Origin of the sequence: Paenibacillus sp. FSL F4-0236 (assembly GCF_038000135.1) — a bacterium.
Taxonomy (GTDB): Bacteria; Bacillota; Bacilli; order Paenibacillales; family Paenibacillaceae; genus Paenibacillus_AQ.
Genome location: NZ_JBBOBK010000001.1, coordinates 5213595 through 5232620, shown reverse-complemented (window position 1 = coordinate 5232620; position 19026 = coordinate 5213595). Strand labels below are relative to the sequence as shown.

At 43.2% G+C, this 19026-nt stretch carries 14 protein-coding genes and 1 rRNA gene; 9 read left to right on the top strand and 6 right to left on the bottom strand.

The window, feature by feature from the left end; genetic code table 11:
* Positions 1-65: 65 nt before the first annotated feature.
* Positions 66-509, bottom strand: a complete 444-nt coding sequence (locus NSQ29_RS23475) for a hypothetical protein (RefSeq protein WP_076286168.1) — start codon at positions 507-509, stop codon at positions 66-68.
* A gap of 156 nt (positions 510-665) precedes the next feature.
* Here NSQ29_RS23475 and NSQ29_RS23470 point away from each other — a divergent pair, with 156 nt between their 5' ends.
* Genes NSQ29_RS23470 through NSQ29_RS23460 form a run of 3 tightly spaced genes read left to right on the top strand, consistent with a single transcriptional unit; the run spans position 666 to position 4000 of the window.
* Entirely contained in the window at positions 666-1949 is a 1284-nt protein-coding gene (locus NSQ29_RS23470; RefSeq protein ID WP_341126202.1) for a glycoside hydrolase family 5 protein, read from the top strand.
* Between the two features lie 10 nt (positions 1950-1959).
* Positions 1960-2607 carry a response regulator transcription factor gene (locus NSQ29_RS23465; RefSeq protein WP_076300313.1) on the top strand — a complete coding sequence of 216 codons (648 nt, stop codon included), beginning with the start codon at positions 1960-1962 and terminating at the stop codon, positions 2605-2607.
* Complete coding sequence (locus NSQ29_RS23460) at positions 2591-4000, top strand: sensor histidine kinase (protein WP_341126201.1); 1410 nt, start codon at positions 2591-2593, stop codon at positions 3998-4000. Before NSQ29_RS23465 ends, NSQ29_RS23460 begins: the two co-directional genes overlap by 17 nt.
* A gap of 651 nt (positions 4001-4651) precedes the next feature.
* Here NSQ29_RS23460 and NSQ29_RS23455 read toward each other — a convergent pair.
* The 3 genes from NSQ29_RS23455 to NSQ29_RS23445 are packed head-to-tail and all read right to left on the bottom strand — an operon-like array spanning position 4652 to position 7685.
* Positions 4652-5791 (bottom strand): DHHW family protein, encoded by a 1140-nt coding sequence (locus tag NSQ29_RS23455; RefSeq protein ID WP_341126200.1) that lies wholly within the window; start codon positions 5789-5791, stop codon positions 4652-4654.
* A 13-nt stretch (positions 5792-5804) separates the two neighbouring features.
* Positions 5805-7190, bottom strand: coding sequence for an MBOAT family O-acyltransferase (locus tag NSQ29_RS23450; protein ID WP_341126199.1), 1386 nt, complete (start codon positions 7188-7190; stop codon positions 5805-5807).
* 6 nt (positions 7191-7196) lie between these two features.
* Positions 7197-7685: a DUF4358 domain-containing protein gene (locus NSQ29_RS23445; protein WP_042184975.1), complete on the bottom strand. Its 489-nt coding sequence runs from the start codon at positions 7683-7685 to the stop codon at positions 7197-7199.
* Positions 7686-7912: 227 nt separating this feature from the next.
* On the opposite strand from NSQ29_RS23445, the gene NSQ29_RS23440 reads away from it, so the two are divergent.
* Positions 7913-8353: a HEAT repeat domain-containing protein gene (locus tag NSQ29_RS23440; RefSeq protein ID WP_042184977.1), complete on the top strand. Its 441-nt coding sequence runs from the start codon at positions 7913-7915 to the stop codon at positions 8351-8353.
* Positions 8354-8364: 11 nt separating this feature from the next.
* Entirely contained in the window at positions 8365-8943 is a 579-nt protein-coding gene (locus NSQ29_RS23435) for an SMI1/KNR4 family protein (protein ID WP_042184979.1), read from the top strand.
* A gap of 80 nt (positions 8944-9023) precedes the next feature.
* Here NSQ29_RS23435 and mbcS read toward each other — a convergent pair whose 3' ends face one another.
* Positions 9024-10619, bottom strand: a complete 1596-nt coding sequence (gene mbcS / locus NSQ29_RS23430; protein ID WP_341126807.1) for an acyl-CoA synthetase MbcS — start codon at positions 10617-10619, stop codon at positions 9024-9026.
* A 164-nt stretch (positions 10620-10783) separates the two neighbouring features.
* Here mbcS and NSQ29_RS23425 point away from each other — a divergent pair, with 164 nt between their 5' ends.
* Positions 10784-11305 carry a GNAT family N-acetyltransferase gene (locus tag NSQ29_RS23425; RefSeq protein WP_076287051.1) on the top strand — a complete coding sequence of 174 codons (522 nt, stop codon included), beginning with the start codon at positions 10784-10786 and terminating at the stop codon, positions 11303-11305.
* 187 nt (positions 11306-11492) lie between these two features.
* Positions 11493-12197: a hypothetical protein gene (locus tag NSQ29_RS23420; RefSeq protein WP_339244981.1), complete on the top strand. Its 705-nt coding sequence runs from the start codon at positions 11493-11495 to the stop codon at positions 12195-12197.
* A 112-nt stretch (positions 12198-12309) separates the two neighbouring features.
* On the opposite strand, the gene NSQ29_RS23415 is transcribed toward NSQ29_RS23420, so the two are convergent.
* On the bottom strand, positions 12310-12435 hold the full coding sequence (locus NSQ29_RS23415; protein WP_052404154.1) for a DUF4023 domain-containing protein: 126 nt from the start codon (positions 12433-12435) through the stop codon (positions 12310-12312).
* A 167-nt stretch (positions 12436-12602) separates the two neighbouring features.
* Here NSQ29_RS23415 and NSQ29_RS23410 point away from each other — a divergent pair, with 167 nt between their 5' ends.
* Complete coding sequence (locus NSQ29_RS23410) at positions 12603-16931, top strand: S-layer homology domain-containing protein (protein ID WP_341126198.1); 4329 nt, start codon at positions 12603-12605, stop codon at positions 16929-16931.
* Between the two features lie 471 nt (positions 16932-17402).
* A 16S ribosomal RNA gene (locus NSQ29_RS23405) occupies positions 17403-18960 on the top strand.
* The last annotated feature ends 66 nt before the right edge of the window (positions 18961-19026 follow it).

Sequence of the window (19026 nt, the reverse complement as noted above, 5' to 3'; positions counted from 1 at the left end):
TACTTTTGGTTGAGCTTCTGCTTTTAAATGAGACAATTCACTCATCCACCCGCTGCATATTAATGCTAGAAGTTACCCGCTGCCGCAACGCCACTAAAGTTTCTGGCTTGGACATTATTAAAGGGATCTGTTGCAGCAGCATTAGTGAAGATCTCCGCCGTGTACTGAATTTGACCTGCTGCGACCGCTGCTGGCGGTGGAACATCTACTGCTGTAAAGCCGAAAGCCTCGTTTTCTCTGCTGATCGCAACACCAAATGTTGTGGTGAAAATGATGGTTCCGTTTCTGCGAACATTAACGGTATTAGTGTTGAAAAGAGGATTGTTTTCTACTTTTAGAAATCCAGTCAAAAGTATGCGGACATTGCCTTGATTATCTGCCGATACGCCTGCGGTCTGAATACCAATATCCCCAAAAACAAGGGGAGTCGCTGCTAGTGGAATAACTGCTGGTGTAGCATCCGAAGCAGCTTGGTTGGAAAGTCTTAAATCTACAAACTGAATTGTCATATTATACTCACCTCCTAGAAATAGAATATGAAAGAGTAAGGTTTGATTCTTGGATTCGTATGAAATTCATCAGCTACCTACTTGTAGAGCTTGATTCCGACCCCTTGTGACACTCTTGTAACAGAGATTCGCTACGATAGGCTACGAGGTGAGAAAATGAAGAAATCTAAAGCTTTTATCGTGTTGATCTTATTGTTGGTTGTCGGATGCAGTTCGGTACCATCACAAGCCAATCCAGAACTGAAGAAAGAAGAGAAGAAGGAGGAAACGAAAGAAAGGAATGAGAAGTTAGCCTTCTGGGAGGGCCAGAGAAAAGGAACTAATTTCATGAATTCAAAATCTTTACCGGAAAACTATGATGCTGCCAAAGAGCAAAATATTGAATTCATTCGTTTGGCACCAGATAAATGGGCAAAAGACAGTGACTATTTATTTAATGACAAACCGGATGCGAACCCGGATAAAGATTTTCTAATAGGGAATGCAGATAAGTATGAAGGGATTGTTGAGGAGGATTTTGCCGAGTTAAAAGCGGACTTAGATTCAGCCGAGGCTCGGGGCTCCAAAGTAGTGCTGACCGTCCTCAGTCTCCCCGGAGATCGCTGGAGGCAGTTCAATAATTACAAAAATGATGACCGGATATGGAAAGATTTCAGTTATCATGAACAAGCGGCAGTGTTTTGGAGAGATCTAGCAAGCCGGTTGAAAGATCATCCTGCGGTAATCGGTTATAACCTGATAAATGAGCCACATCCAGAGACCGCCACGGGATTTAATGACTTCTGGACACAGGACTACAGCGAATGGTATAGCTCAGTAGAGAATACCCCTGCGGATTTGAATCTTTTATATGAGACGATAGTGACCGCTATTCGTACCGTAGATACGAAGACACCAATTATCGTAAATTCTGGGCTGTATGCTACACCTTGGGCTTTTAAATATTTAAAACCGATCGATGATGAGAATGTGTTGTATGCTTTTCATATGTACGAGCCTTACGAGCTAACCAGTCAAAATAAGAAAAAAGGGTTTACCTATGAGTATCCTGGAACGGTAAAGGTCGGGGATAATAAAACGGAAAAAGCTTTTAACAAGGAAGCCTTAAAGGAATTTCTGGAACCTGTTGCACAGTGGGCAAAGGAAAATAACATCCCCGCAAATCGGATTGTTGCAGAAGAGTTTGGAACGAATCGATTAGTAAAAGGTGCAGATCAATACATGGCTGATTTAATTTCGATTTTTGATGATTTCGGCTGGCACTGGGCGTTTTATGCTTTCCGCGAGGATACTTGGGACGGTATGGATTATGAATTGGGAAGTAAGCCCCCAACCTGGGAATATTGGCAAGCGATAGAGAATGGCGAACAGCCTCCTCGAAAAGTAGTCGATAGCCCAATATGGGAAGTATTGAAGAAAGGACTTGAAGGAAAGGAGTAAATGATGCTACTTGAACATTCTAATTGCGGATGATGAGAAACACATGACTACTATATTGAAGACTTATTTCGAAAAAGAGGGCTATAACGTTTGGGTAGCTATGGATGGGGAGGAGGCGCTGGAGCTCTTTTTTTCGAATAAGATCGACCTTGTGGTACTGGATTGGATGATGCCTAAGCGAAGCGGGATTGAGGTGTGCAATGAAATCAAGCAGGTTAGTTTAGCTAAGGTGGTCATGTTGACCGCTCGATCTTCCCATGACGATGAATTTAGCGCATTAGATATCGGTGCAGATGAATATATAAGAAAACCATTCGATCCACGGATCTTAATGCTGAGAATCAAAAAAATGCTGGGTACCGAAAAAGTAGCTGCTATACGGGACTTAGAAATTGATTTTGAGCGAAAAAAAGTGTTCAAGAATGGGGAGGAGCTGTCCCTATATAAAAAAGAGTTTGAACTGCTAACCTTCCTATACGAGAATAAAGGCCGGATTTTGTCCAGAGATTCTTTGTTATCTTCCGTTTGGGGGATGGATTATCTTGGTGAAGAGAGAACCGTGGATACACATATCAAAAGATTACGCGATAAGATTGGGGCTGACCACGTAATTACACACAGGGGAATGGGGTACAGCTTCCATGATAAAAATCAATAAAATAAGCACGAAGTTATTGATTATGGTAAGTATTATTCTGCTGATTGTGTTTGGGACGTCCTATTCATTGCACAATTTTTTCTCGTCTGATTATTACCTTTATAAAATGAAAACCAAAATTAACGACATTTATGACGAAGTAAAGGATCTCAGTCTGGATCAGCTCATGGAGAAAGAAACAGCGATCGAGAACAATAACAATGTAACGATAGTTAGGGTTGAGAACAACGGAAGCGCAACAATAATCAACGAGAACATTCAATTTGCGTTGTACAAAGATAAAGTGGCACTTAATAAGTTCTGGATTACGGAAGAAGTTTTGCAAAAGGTAAATGAAGGAAAAACGGTGAATCTATTATTTAATCAGGGGAAATTGAAGTCCAGCCTGTTAACGAAAATATATGAGCAGGATGGTAGCTTAATCCTCATCGGCACAGTGGTTGTGCACAATACAGATGCTTTAAACATCGTAAACCAATTCAGCTTCTATTCTATTCTTTTGGGGATTATTATCAGCTTGCTGTTAGTGGCTTATTTTTCGAGGAAAATCATTACTCCGTTAGAGCAATTGCAGGATGTAGCGAAGGATATCTCCAATCTTGATTTTAAACAAGTGACGATTAAGTCGGGGGATGAAATCGAAGAATTATCAAAGAGCATTAACCAGATGAGTCAGCGTTTGAAAAGCGCCCATGCAGAGCTGGAAAAGAAAAATCAAAGCTTAAACACACTGATCTCAAGCATTTCACACGAGGTAAAAACACCGTTATCCTTAATCCAAGCGTATACCATTGGTATTCAAGACGATCTGGATGATGGCACCTATACGGATATCATTTTGGAACAGGTGAAGTATACGTCTGATATGGTGGATTACTTAATTAAACTATCCAAGATCCAAAAGACCGTAGTGCATAAAGGAAAATTCGATCTTAAAGAGCTTCTGCTCAAAGTGATCTCACAATATAACATTACGTTCAAAAATAAAAACCTGATCTTACAGACCGACTTCCATTCGGTTGAACGATCCATCGTTGAGGAGGATAGCAGCCAGATAGAAATTGTATTCAACAACTTAATTAGTAATGCCATTAAATATGGGGAAGAGAATGTCTTTAGCATCTCAGTAGAGAATGATATCCACGGCACTTTGAAATTCACCATTACTAATAAAACCACGCGCCTAAAAGAGAATCATCTAGCGTATATCTGGGACCCGTTCTATGTCATCGAGGAGTCTCGGAATAAAGAAATCTCCGGTACTGGACTTGGCCTGTCTATTGTCGCGGAGATTCTAGCTAAGAATGATCTAAAATATGAAGCCACATTAGAGGACTCGTATATTAGTTTTAGTGTTTGGTTTGATGTAGAGGTTACAGAAAATAATTGCTAGTGGGAGGAAAATGTCCCTTAAGAAATCTTCAGTTACTGTGGCAACTCTTTCACTCTTAATCAACCTCATAATGAATATGTATCAGGCACTATCAATGATTAAATGTTTAGATTAGGGAAAGCCTCCCTAATTATGTGAGATTAATCGTGCTCCAAGCGATAATTAGGGAAAATCTCCCCAATTATCAGGGTGTTTCATTCATAAAGAGGGTATTCTCGTATTTATTAGGGAGGATTTCCTTAAAAGTCACAAATTGAGCCGATAATTGACTAATTTTAGGGAGGATTTCCCTAATCCGCAAAGTGGTGTGATATGAAGCTTAATGCAACGCTAGTGGAATTGAATTGCAGCTCATAATAAATGAAGCACTCCTTCAAGGAGGATTCATTCGCTTTAAAGCTATCGGCAGAGACACGATTCTACACATAATCGTGAATGGTTTTTAGATTTAACCCATAAATATGGTGAAAAGTAACGGAGGGAATTTTGGAACTGTAGGAGCGGAGCGTTCGCCATTGTCTCCGGATGTTATCCGCTGATAGCGGTGAAATCAAAAACATCTGGAGACAACAGCGACCGAAAGTCCAAACTTCCCACAGTTAGCCCCGTCACCATATTCATCACACAATCACCATATACATCGCCCTACCATCAATTCAGCTTCAAGATCGAAGCATTATCAACAAAAGTAGCTGTATTAAACAGCATCAATACATCCTTGATATCATTCTGAGCCATGTACTCACTGATACTCCCGTTATAATAACGGATGTCGATCACGTGGATCTCAGGCACATGCTGAGTCAAAAAAGGGATGACACTATGCGCATAGGAGTCCTTGATGACGAGCAACTTCTCCTGTTTGACCACTTTAGGATCAAGCTGGCTTGTGATTTTCATAAGGGCATGAACGCCGCCTAGGAAATAAGAGTATTTATCTTTTTTCTCCAGATAGCTTAGATCGTACATACTTGTTAAAGTCTCACCCGTATCTACAATATGCATCTTGGTGGATACATCATGAACAGGCTTATACACTTGAATGGAATCTGGTGCCACTCCAATGAATTGACTCCGCGTATGGTAGCTTCCAAGGAACGAATCGCTTACCGTCTCAATCTCGAATTCGCTCTGGGATAGAGGCAGCCATCCCATACTTTTAGCATAAGTTACGTAAGCCAAATAAGCGCCGTAGGTTGTCCAGTGATGATCGGTCCGATAATAAATGTCCTCTGCGGCATGAGGAGCAAGAACATTAAATCCATTTATAAAAGTAAGGCTATCCCCTACATCCTCAGCAATCGTTTGATTCACCTCGGCTTGCGAATATACGGGTGCTAACCAGGGAAGACGCTCGTTGTACAAGCCTACCGATGTCGGCGCAAGCAGAAAGGTCGTTTTGGCTTCAGCATTTTTATCGGCAAAACGCTTCACAGCCGCTGTATATTGCTGAAACTTATTGTGATCAGGTGCCTCGAATTTTTCGAATAAGTAGCCGTCTTTCCCCTTATATATTCCGTTATTTTCTTGCTGCAACCTCATTTGCTCCATCGCCGATTTCACCCATACCCATTTGGCGCGAAAAGGGAAGTGATCGGTTACGAAGCTTTCCGCCTCTTCCGCATAGGTGTGGGATAATAAATTGTCCCATGTCAGATGGGGAGCGCTTTGTAAATATCGGTTCTCTAGCTCAGAGAAACGTTGAACAGGCAGTAAGAAAAAGGTTATACCCACCAGAAACAGCGTCGCGACAAATCCCACCACTAGTATTCGATCCGTTCTCTGCTTCATAAACAATCACCCCCTAGAATCGGAAATATAAGAATGGGTTAAAGGTAGCATCCACTAAGTAAGCGACAGATAGGAAGAATAGCACGCCATACCAAACCAGAGAAGGAATCGTTTCAGCATCCATACGCTTGGAGAGTTTCAAAGGTACAGATGCTAATATGAGTACCAAAAGTAGAATCGCGTTTGTGTAAGTGAAGTATAAAGTTGTGTTATTCCACAATGGCTGGCCACTAAAACCGAGCATCGCTTGCAAATAACTCAGCACCAACGGAAGTTCTTCAAAGGCAAACAAGACCCATCCGATAAGGATAAGTACAATGGAATAGAGATGCCTTGTCCAGCGCGGTAGACGGCTCAGCAGTTTTAGTCCCCACCATTTTTCAAAGATAAGAATGACCCCAAAGTATAATCCCCAGAACAGAAAGTTCCAGCTCGCCCCGTGCCAGATTCCCGTCAACAGCCAGACGATGAGGATATTGCGCACTTGAATGCCTAAACCCCGGCGGTTGCCTCCAAGCGGGATATATACGTAGTCACGAAACCAACTGCTAAGGGAAATATGCCATCTCCGCCAGAAGTCGGTAATGCTCTGTGAAATATAAGGTTTGTTGAAGTTCTCGTTAAAGCGGAAGCCGAACATAAGTCCGAGGCCAATCGCCATATCCGAATATCCACTGAAATCAAAATAGATCTGAAAAGCAAATGCAATAATGCCAATCCAGGCGGTTAAAGCAGGCATGGAATCTAGATTGGAGCTGGAGATGGTGTGCCAGAGCAAACCGATGTTATTGGCAAGCAGCACTTTTTTGGCTAGTCCGATAATGAATCTTCGTACACCCTCTGCGAACATGGGGATATCCACCGAACGCGCTCGTAATTGCTCTGCAATGGTGTTGTATTGAACGATAGGACCGGCTACTAATTGCGGGAACAAGGCTACAAACGTTCCGAAATCAATCCAATTTCGCTGTGCTTTAGCAGTTCCTCTGTATACGTCAATGATGTACGACATGGATTGAAAGGTATAGAACGAAATCCCAATAGGTAGTGGTAAATCAGTTAATGGGATATGAGTACCGAGGAGTTCATTTACATTTTGGATGAGAAAATCTGCATATTTGAAATACGACAATAAGCCTAGGTTAATAACCATAGAGCTAACCACAATCCACTTGCGCTGTACCTTAGTTAGCTTCGGTCTACTAAGAAGTAGACCAAAGCCGTAATCCGTAATGGTGGACAGCAACATAATTACAATGTAGACGGGTTCGCCCCAAGCATAAAACACCAGACTGCTTAAGAACAATATGAGGTTTTTGATTCGCCAAGGCGAAACATAGTAGAGTGCAAGGACAGCCGGCAGGAACAGGAATAGGAACAGTAGGCTGCTGAATACCATCGCTAATTATTTTTTAGTAAACAAGGTATCAAATTCAGTCACCAGCTGATCAGCACTCTCCGAAATCACGAATAAGATGTAATTGCCTTTTGTGACCAGCTTATAATTTTGGGCGTTCTCATACTGATCCGGAAGGTATTGTTCGAATTGCTTTTGAATATCAGTCGCACGCTCTTTGACGGCGGTTTCGACAGTAGAGATATCTTTTGCATCTTTAACTTTTAAAATGGCAATTTCGTTACTTTTCACATTCATCATTGGCATTCTAATGCTATAATCTTCAAGTAATGATGGAGCTAGATGGTACAGCTGAGCCACCATATCTTCTTCAACTTCCATTAATGAAGGCTGTTCCACTTTTGCGAGCATCTCGTCGATCATTTCTTTCGGCGTCAGATTGGTTTCGACAACGGCTTCATTGTTACTACTGGAACAGGCGCTAAGCATTACACTTAATACAATAGTTAACGCTAGAATGAAGGTATGTTTTTTCAATTAGGTCACTCTCCTTGGTGTGTTTGATCTACGTTTCTCTAGTTAACTAACGTAAAGAGTATATAGAATGTTGCGGGACACTTTCTTTCGAATACTTTACCCCAATTTTGTGGAAATATGTTTGAAGGAAAAGGTCATGCAAAGATCTTCCTCTCTTAGCTTGCGCAATGGTTGGTTATACTGTTAATGTTAGATAGATAGTTTTGAATAGAAGGGGATTGAACGGAATGATCGAAGAACTGAACAATAATGGACTACCGGAGAATTACGAGGAATTAAAGAAAGCTGCCAACCGCTCTGCGGATTGGAGAGCCCGTCTAGAAGCTGTTGAAGAACTGGGACAGACTAACCACAAACAAATTATCGATATCCTGACGCGTTTAATGGAGAGCGATCCTGTATATACAGTTCAAGAAGCGGCTTACCTTAAACTGAAGGCATTCGGCGAAGATGTTAAAGCACCGTCCAAGAATAAACCAGAGCTAGTAAAAGGCGTATCCAAAATACTCCTGAGAATCAAGAAGAGCTTGCCAAGAGATCATTCGTACGAAGATTTCAAAGAGAAACTGAAGAAGATGAGAATCGACGTGTACGATATTTACGAAGGCGAAAAGGGCGCTGACTTTGATGCTTGGCTGATGAAGATGTGGAATTCCTCGAACAAGTAAAGGATGACAACATGCAAACTAACAAATTGACAGAACAATTTCAAGAATATCTCAAGCTTTCCGCTGACTTACGTCCTGACTATATTGCCAGCTTAGGTAAGGGTGATAATGAAGCGAAGATTACGGCGATTTTTCCGGAAGCCCCTGAACTGCTGAAGGCCATTTATAACACAGTTTCGGGTACAAGCAGTGAGGAAGAAGAACCAAGTCTGATCGAATTTATTCCAGGGTATCGTCTAATTCATATTAATGAATATGAAGCAGAGATGAAGATTTTAGCTGGAATATTGGAGGAAAAAGGCCATCAAGCGGATGGCGTTATCTTGCCGATCTTAACGAACTACGGTAGCGACTTCATTTGTTACTATAAATCTGCAGATGGTGTGGAACGTGTATGTGACCTGCTGCATGATTTTGGGGATCTGATTGTCATGTATGAATCACCTGAAAAGTTCCTGGAGACTTTATGTGAGTTCTACAAGCAGGAGGTTTATTTCCTGGATGAAGAGGGTTACCTCGATTGCGATTTAGTAAAAGAGGGCGAAGTAGGCGCGGCTCTAAACCCGGATGCGAAATATTGGTCCGAGTAACAAGCTGATACCCTATAAAGAAGAGCAGCAGTCCTATTACGGACTAGCTGCTCTTTGTTTATTAAATATCTACTGTTATGTTACTCCTGCGCAGCACGTTTCTCCTGCTCGCGAAGCTCTACTCTCCGTATTTTTCCGGAGGTTGTCTTCGGAAGATCTTGAATGAACTCGATTTTGCGTGGATATTTATAAGGAGCGGTCCACTCTTTAACATGGGATTGCAGCTCCTTCACAAGCTCTGGAGAAGCGGCGGTCTCATCTTTTAGTACAATAAAAGCTTTAACGATGTGTCCGCGGATTTCATCCGGACTTGCTACGACCGCGCATTCCTTAACCGAAGCATGTTTCATAAGGGCTTCTTCTACTTCGAAAGGACCTATGGTGTAGCCCGAACTAATGATAATGTCATCTCCACGGCCCTCGAACCAGAAATAACCCTCTTCATCTTTCCGTGCCCGGTCACCAGTTATGAAGAACTCGCCGTGAGTAGAGCTTTCTTTTCTGCCAGGGTCTTTGTAATAGGTATGGAATAACGCTGGCATGCTTAGGTGCACTGCGATATCTCCAACAACTCCAGCAGGTAACGGAATACCGTCCTCATCTACCACTTCAATTAGACCAGGAGCAATAGACTTACCCATAGAACCTATTCGGATAGGTGTATCTTTGAGAGTACCGATAATAAGCGTACTTTCTGTTTGACCGTAACCATCACGAATCGTGATATTGAATTCCCGCTGGAAGGTGTTGATAACCTCTTGATTCAAAGGCTCTCCAGCGGAAACCGCGCAGCGAAGGTGGGACAAGTCATACTGATTGAGATTTTCTAATTTGGCCATCAAGCGATATTCGGTTGGCGTACAGCATAATACCTCGATGTTGTGATCTTGTAACAGCTGCAAATATTTTTTGGGATGAAAAGATCCACTATATACAAAGCCGGTCGCCCCGTTGCCAAGGACGGTTAGGAAGGGGCTCCAGATCCACTTCTGCCAGCCCGGTGCTGCTGTTGCCCAAACGGTGTCGGTTTCTTTGATATCAAGCCATTGAGGCGATGTGATACGTAAGTGAGCATAACCCCAGCCATGACTGTGAACGACTGCTTTAGGGTTGCCAGTTGTTCCAGAGGTATATGCCAAGATCGCCATATCGTCGCGGTGGCTTTCGACTGCTGTGAATTTATCTGGCTGATCAATCATTAGGCCTTCCAGATCTAGCCATCCATGACAGAGCTCGTCAGGGTCGCCGGATACGGAAAGACGGTAATCCAGAGCAGGCAGATCGTCCGAGATTTTATTAACTTCATCAGTGACCTCGGACCAGGCAATAACAGCTCTGGCTTCGGAATGCCGCAGACGATAAGATAAATCCTTTGCGCGAAGCATTTCCGATGAAGGGATAATGGCAAGTCCTAGCTTCAGACATGCTAAATAGATGACATAAGCGATGATTCGACGGGGGACCATTACAAGAACACGATCCCCTTGCTGAAGGCCGAGTGCTGCGAGCCCTCCGGCAAGCTGGTTAGCTTGCTTGCGAAGATCTCCGTAAGTGATCTCCTCGTAGTCTCCTTGTTCATTCAACCACTTAAGCGCAATCTTTTCCGGAGCATGACGTTCCATTTCCGAAGTGAGATTGTAGTACTCAGGTGCGATCCACTGCTGATTATCCAATATGAACCTCTCCTATATAAAACAAGATGTGTATAACTGTTATGCTTAGTATAGCACGTTATCCTAGTACCAGGTACTAGTACCTTGAGGCTTAAATTTGATATCATAGGGTTTAGAAGGTTAAGATAACTTGTGTAAATATAAATCCAGAAAGTGAGAACTATGTTATGAATCACACAACTTTTGATGAAATATTCGCCATTATGGAAGCCTCTTTTCCTACCTCCGAGATCAGAACCTATGAGGGACAACAGGAGTTATTGGATGTTTCACATTACCGATTGATTACCGAAGTGAATGCTGAGGGGAAAATCATTGCTTTTATAGCTTGCTGGGAGTTTCCAGGATTTCGATTTGTAGAACATATTGCCGTGGACCCAAGTATAAGAGGTGGGGGCATTGGTAAAAAGCTGATGGAAGAATATATCCGTCAGTCGGGCAAGCCTGTGCTTCTTGAAGTAGAGCCGCCACTGGGTGAAATGGAACAACGGAGAATTGGCTTTTATGAGCGACTGGGCTTCCATTTGAATCCTTATGCGTATGTGCAGCCCCCTCTGCGTGAGGGAAATGCGGATTTACCGCTTCAAATTATGACTTACCCTAACCCAGTCGATGTAGAAGAATTCAATCTTTATAGAGAAATTTTATATACAGAAGTGTATAAGGTTACAACGCCGTATCAAAGTTAATCTAACTGCAATCCGTACGATCCTTTTTAGGACAAGCGGGTTGCTGTTTTTATTTTTTTTGAATTAATGATATTTTGATTTTTTTAATTACAAAATGGGTACAAGTAAGAAACAACTTAGAGACATAATCTTATTTTGTTTGAGCTAAAGTAAGAACAAAGATTGAACTTTCGAGGAGGGCTTACTTATGAAAAACAAAAAAATAATTATAGCAACAATGGTGTTTGGGATGGTAGTCACAGGATCAGCCGGTGTGTACGCAGGAACTAAACTTCAGAAAATTACGGCATATCTCAATCACAGCATTGGATTTAAGGTGAATGGCACGGCTTATACGCCAGTTGATAATAAAGGAAATGCACTGGCACCAATTACGTATAACAATACAACCTATCTTCCTGTACGTGCGATTGCTGATGTGATGAAGGTGCCTGTGACCTTTGATGCGGTGAACAATCAGGTTATTCTTGGCACAGGAGGCTCGGTGACTGACACTATTTCTCTGACTCCAGTACAATACAGCAACACTCAGAAAGAAGAGATTGTTAAAGCCTTCGCCAATTTCCAAGGTTTTGAAACAGCCTATGCACCTACTCAAATGGTGAGTGGAGACGCATTTCAAAAAGTAGTGGGTTCAGATGATGGTGTGAACTTTCTGTTTAAGCAGATGAAGGTGAACATTTCTCCTCGTGATTACGCTTACGAATATAAAGGTGAAACCGTAAAGCTCTCTAACGGAACCGAAGCTAAATGGTATAGTCCATCCACCGATTCGTTGTTCTTGACCTATAAACTGGATGATCGTTTTGTTACTATTAGTTCCCCGAATAAAACACTGAGTAAGACGCAATTAGAAAAAGTAGCAGTGAATGTAGTGAAATGGACGAAATAAGCCCTCATTAGCACTTATCTTTGTGCCTTAAAAAGTAAAGCAGCAAGTCTCCCATAGTTGGAGAGGCTTGCTGCTTCTTTGTCGTGTTTGGGAGCCAATGATTTAAACGCTTTTACTTACTGTGCTGTTTATTTGGCAGCTTTTGACTTGGTGTACTTTTACCGTGATTTTCTTTATTCTTTTCAGCTTTCTTTTGGGTATCGTGTACTTTTTCTACAAAAGCATGAGTATCGTCCATGTTTATCCTCCTTGATTGGCAACCTTGCCGTTACTGTAACCACTTTTGTAAGAATACATACACGATGTACTTTACAAACTTCTATGTTTATAAAGACATTGCGAAAATATTTAATAGTTACTATAAATGGATGCAAGCATTTCATAGAACAGTAAGGGAGACTGATTATGAACAGGTTATTTAAACAAGCTGTATCCATGACCTTAGCTTTCGTTATGGTACTGGGAATTACATTCACAGGAATACCAGCTTATGCTGAAGACAGCAATGGGGATGCTGGACTACTGCAATTACAATCGTTAGAGCCTGTTACATTATTGGCAGGGAATTCTACGTGGAAGTATCTAGATCACGGAACAGATCAAGGGACGGTATGGCGGTCCGTGTACGATGATTCAACATGGGCGTCTGGCCAAGCACCGCTTGGTTATAAAGATAGTGGATCCGGAGTCAGCAGTAAGCAATTTGGTGCTCTGAACACAAATATAAGCTACGGTTCTAATAAGAGTATGAAATATCGTACTTCTTACTTCCGTACAAACGTAACGGTGAATAAGGATGAGATTGCGAAATCCGATAAAATCTTGGGTAACTTCGCATTTGATGACGGAGCTGTACTATATTTGAACGGTAAAGAAATTTACCGTGAGGCTATGCCAGCGGGCGAAATTAATTTTCAAACAAAAAGTTCAACTAACTTAAGTGATCCAAACGAATATACCAAGGTAGACCTTACCGAAGTAGTAAAGGCTAACTTGAAGGACGGAAGTAATGAGCTTTCAGCTGAGGTGCATCAGTCGAGTGATGGTAGTTCTGACCTCTATTGGGATATGAACCTGATTGCTTATCCGGTAGTAGAGCCTGTAGACCCTGGAGTTGGGAAGCCTGAGTCTATCGCACTTACTTTTAACGGAAACCCTCAGACTAGTATGGGATTCAACTGGTATGCACCTGAGAGGGTGACGGGTACCAAGCTTGAAGTAGTAGAAGCTTCTAAATTAGTGGACGGTCAATTCCCGGTAGGTGCTCAAACTTACGAAGGAACATCGGTTACAACAAGCGTGTATATGACCAAAGCGGATAAGTCAGCCAAGAAACCAGTAGTACTGACTAGTCATAAGGTCATTGCTGATCATCTGCAGCCGGGAACGGAGTATGCTTACCGTGCTGGGGATGGACAAGCTGACAATTGGAGTGACATCGGAACGTTTACAACAGAAAGCTCCAGTAATCAGGCATTTAAGTTCTTATATACAACGGACTCTCAAGGTACAACTGAAGGTGATTTTGATATTTGGAATCATACCCTTCAAGAGGGATTGGCTAAATTCCCGACAAGTGAATTCATTCTGAATTCCGGTGATTTGGTAGACAACGGTGATATTGAGGAGCAATGGGGATGGTTCTTCAATAAACCAAAGGATATTCTAGCAAATATTCCATTGGTTCCACTGGTAGGTAATCATGAAAGTAAGAGTTATAGCAATTACACAACTCATTTTAATTTACCTAATGTCTCGAATACGGGCGCAAAACCAGATGGCTCTGTATATTCTTTTGACTACGGTTCAGCACACTTTATGGTTATTAATACAGAATATTATGGTGCTAGCTCAAGTCTTGAGAATAACGAAATTTACAAAAAACAAGTAGAGTGGCTGCGCAGTGAAGCCGCGAAAAGCGACCAGAAGTGGAAGGTTGTGCTCTTGCATAAATCACCTTATTCTGTTGCCAGTCACACAAATGATACAGATGTACTCTATTACAGAGCTAATTTGACAAAGGTATTTGATGAGCTTGGTATTGACATGGTTATCGGAGGACATGACCACACCTATACTAGAAGCTATCAAATGTACAACAATCAGCCGTTGACGGATATTAAGCCGGACAAAAACGGAGTGGTAACTGATCCTAAGGGTACGTTATACCTGATTACAAATGCAGCGGGCAATAAAAAATATAATGTTGGCGCAGGTCCGTTTCCTTTTGCAGCTAAATACGAGCAGCCTGGTAAGGAAATGTTCACAGGAATGACTGTAACTAACGATGAATTCTCGTACGAAGCCTACACCACAACAACTGGTGGAACTACAGACTTGTATGATAAGTACAGCATTCATAAGTCAGACGTAGCTGTTAAACCTGTGCAGAATGCAAAAGCTACTGTAGCAGATGGCGGTAAAATCACGTTAACTTGGGATGCTCCTGCATCCGGTGCACCAGTATCGGGATATCGCATTTATGAGCAAAATGATCTGGTATCTGCAAATTGGACGGTCAGTGTTCCTAATGCAGAAGGTCAAACTTCTTATAGTTACACTGTAGAAAATACTAATCCGAACCAAACCTATCAATTTGTTATCAAAGCGGTAAGTGACAGAACCAATTCAGAAGCTAAAATTGCTTCTACCGATTCTATCAAAAAAGTTACAGTTACCTTTAACGGCGACCCAGTGAGTGCAAAAGGATTCACTTGGTACACAGCGTTGAAATCTGCAGGAAGCGACCTACAGGTTGTGGAGAATACGGGCGTTACTCCAGACTTTGCAAAAGCTGCTGAATTTACAGGCCGTTCAGCTGTTTCCAGAAATTCAAAGGATGAATTAGTTCATAAAGCTGAAGCTTCTGGCCTTAAGGCTGATACGAAATACTACTTCCGTGTAGGTGATAAAGCACTGGGATTGTGGAGTGCAGTGGGAACTTTCGAAACAGCTGCTAAGACAGGTGCATTTACTTTCATCGATCTGGCGGACACACAAGCTAAGACGGAAGATGAGGCTATTCTTTCTGGAGAAACGATGGCAAAAGCACTTACGACATTCCCGAATGCAGAGTTTGTGGCGATTAACGGAGATATCGTAGATACTGGAACCAACGAATCACAATGGAATTGGTTGCTTGGCCATTCGCAGGAAACCTTGCTCAATACTACTATTGTTCCAGTTGCGGGGAACCATGAGGATAAAGCGAATGCCTTCTATGAGCACTACAATATTAAGGAAGCCGCAGGCTCACCAACAGAAACAGGAGCATACTATTCCTATGATTACAGCAATGCGCACTTTGTAGTCTTGAACACGAATGAGAATTCGGATGAATATGCTAACTTCAGCAAAGCACAGTTGGATTGGATGAAGGCCGATGTAAAAGCAGCGAAGGCTGCTGGAGCGAAGTGGATTATCGTCGCTATGCATAAAGGACCATATACAACCTCTAACCACGCTACTGACAAAGATATTATGGGCGCTAATGGAGAAAGAGCGAAAGTCGCTCCAATGATGGCTGAACTGGGCATTGACTTGGTTCTTCAAGGCCACGACCATATTTATGCACGGACGAAGCCAATCAAGGCAGACGGAACTGCAGCAGACACAGTGAAGATCAAGGAAAGCTTCAATGGTCAAACTGTGGAGTACACAGTAAACCCAGATGGAACAATATATCTGATTCCAGCTACGGCAGGAGCGAAGGTTTACTATAAGAACATGAAGAAAGAATTGGGAGATGCTTACTATAATCTCTTTGAAGTAGCCAATGAGAATACAGCAGCTAAATACGGAGCGGACCCAAGTGATGCTACGCGTCCAATGCGCGGTCAAGTTCAGACCTTTGTTGGTATCACTGTAGATGCAGGGAAGCTGACAGCTGTATCTTATGAGATTGATCAGAATGTTAATGAGGCTAAACCATATGTTCTTGAAGAGTTCGGTATTGTTAAGGGCGATGAGAATGGTGGAGTTACACCAACACCAACACCAACACCAACGCCAACAACAGAGCCGACAACAGCGCCAACAACAGCACCAACAACAGCACCAACAACAGCACCAACAACAGTACCAACAACAGCACCAACAACAAAACCGACAGCAACAGCAACACCAACAGTAGCGCCAACAGCTACACCAGCACCGACAACGGCGCCTTCACCAACTGCGACGCCAGTTAGTAAGCCATCTTTAACGGATACTAGCAATCACTGGGCGGCTGCTGTTATCGAGAAAGCAGTAGCAGCTGGCTTCGTTAGTGGTTATCCGGATGATACTTTCCGTCCGAATCAGAAAGTAAATCGGGTTGAATTTATCACAATGCTGGCACGTGCATTACAATTACCGGAGAATGGTGACACTTCAAGCTTTAAGGATTCTGCGAAGATTCCAGCATGGGCTAAGTCTTTTGTGGCACAGGCTGTATCTCTGCAAATTATCAGTGGCTATGATGATGGAACATTCCGTCCTACACAGGAGCTAACACGTACAGAATTAGCAGTTATGGTTGTTCGCGCTCTTGGTATTACGGTAGATCCTAAAGCGACATTAACCTTCAATGATGCTAAGGATGTACCAGCATGGGCAGTGCCGTATATTGCAGCGGCAGCGAAATCAGGCCTTGTGAATGGTATAGGGCAGAATAAATTTGCACCTAACCAGAAGGCAACAAGAGCAGAGGCGGTTACCATAATCCTTGCATTATTAGAAAAAGGGCAGAAGTAAACTATTATCTGCGTGAAATGAATGCAAGCTTAGCTTGTATCGAACAAAGGGGTCTCAGCTTATCTGCTGGGGCTCTTTTGTGTTTAATGCTTTTTGTATAAGAGGCCATCACTTTGCCGGAAAACATCACTAAGGAAGTGGACTATTATGATGAAGAAGTAACAGAGTACAAAATAATATGAATTTTAAAATAATGCTTGCAATGAATCTCTATACATGATATATTCTAAGTCCGGCCAAGAAACACACATGCCGAGCTCGAAAAAGAAGTTAAAAAAGAGCTTGACATTAAACGGCCGAACATGATATAGTATAAGAGTTGCTGCTGAGACATTAAACGGCGCCAACGAGAACTTGATCTTTGAAAACTGAACAACGAGTGAGTAGGAAATCACGAAAGTGAAATCCAAAATTAGAGAATTAATTTTCTCGTCAGATGTTTCAAAATGAGCATATCGCTCTTTTCAATACTAATTGGAGAGTTTGATCCTGGCTCAGGACGAACGCTGGCGGCGTGCCTAATACATGCAAGTCGAGCGGAGTCACTTTGGAAGCTTGCTTTCAAAGTGACTTAGCGGCGGACGGGTGAGTAACACGTAGGCAACCTGCCCCTTAGACTGGGATAACTACCGGAAACGGTAGCTAATACCGGATAATTTCTTTTTTCTCCTGAAGAAAGAATGAAAGACGGAGCAATCTGTCACTGAGGGATGGGCCTGCGGCGCATTAGCTAGTTGGTGGGGTAACGGCCCACCAAGGCGACGATGCGTAGCCGACCTGAGAGGGTGAACGGCCACACTGGGACTGAGACACGGCCCAGACTCCTACGGGAGGCAGCAGTAGGGAATCTTCCGCAATGGACGAAAGTCTGACGGAGCAACGCCGCGTGAGTGATGAAGGTTTTCGGATCGTAAAGCTCTGTTGCCAGGGAAGAACGTCCGGTAGAGTAACTGCTATCGGAGTGACGGTACCTGAGAAGAAAGCCCCGGCTAACTACGTGCCAGCAGCCGCGGTAATACGTAGGGGGCAAGCGTTGTCCGGAATTATTGGGCGTAAAGCGCGCGCAGGCGGTCATTTAAGTCTGGTGTTTAAACCTTGGGCTCAACCTGAGGTCGCACTGGAAACTGGGTGACTTGAGTACAGAAGAGGAAAGTGGAATTCCACGTGTAGCGGTGAAATGCGTAGATATGTGGAGGAACACCAGTGGCGAAGGCGACTTTCTGGGCTGTAACTGACGCTGAGGCGCGAAAGCGTGGGGAGCAAACAGGATTAGATACCCTGGTAGTCCACGCCGTAAACGATGAGTGCTAGGTGTTAGGGGTTTCGATACCCTTGGTGCCGAAGTTAACACAGTAAGCACTCCGCCTGGGGAGTACGGTCGCAAGACTGAAACTCAAAGGAATTGACGGGGACCCGCACAAGCAGTGGAGTATGTGGTTTAATTCGAAGCAACGCGAAGAACCTTACCAGGTCTTGACATCCCTCTGAATCCACTAGAGATAGTGGCGGCCTTCGGGACAGAGGAGACAGGTGGTGCATGGTTGTCGTCAGCTCGTGTCGTGAGATGTTGGGTTAAGTCCCGCAACGAGCGCAACCCTTAACTTTAGTTGCCAGCAGGTAAGGCTGGGCACTCTAGAGTGACTGCCGGTGACAAACCGGAGGAAGGTGGGGATGACGTCAAATCATCATGCCCCTTATGACCTGGGCTACACACGTACTACAATGGCCGGTACAACGGGAAGCGAAACCGCGAGGTGAAGCCAATCCCATCAAAGCCGGTCTCAGTTCGGATTGCAGGCTGCAACTCGCCTGCATGAAGTCGGAATTGCTAGTAATCGCGGATCAGCATGCCGCGGTGAATACGTTCCCGGGTCTTGTACACACCGCCCGTCACACCACGAGAGTTTACAACACCCGAAGTCGGTGGGGTAACCCGCAAGGGAGCCAGCCGCCGAAGGTGGGGTAGATGATTGGGGTGAAGTCGTAACAAGGTAGCCGTATCGGAAGGTGCGGCTGGATCACCTCCTTTCTATGGAGAATCGTCTTCTGCAATGAAGACATTCAAATCGGAAGTTAAACTTCCAAATCTCAGGTT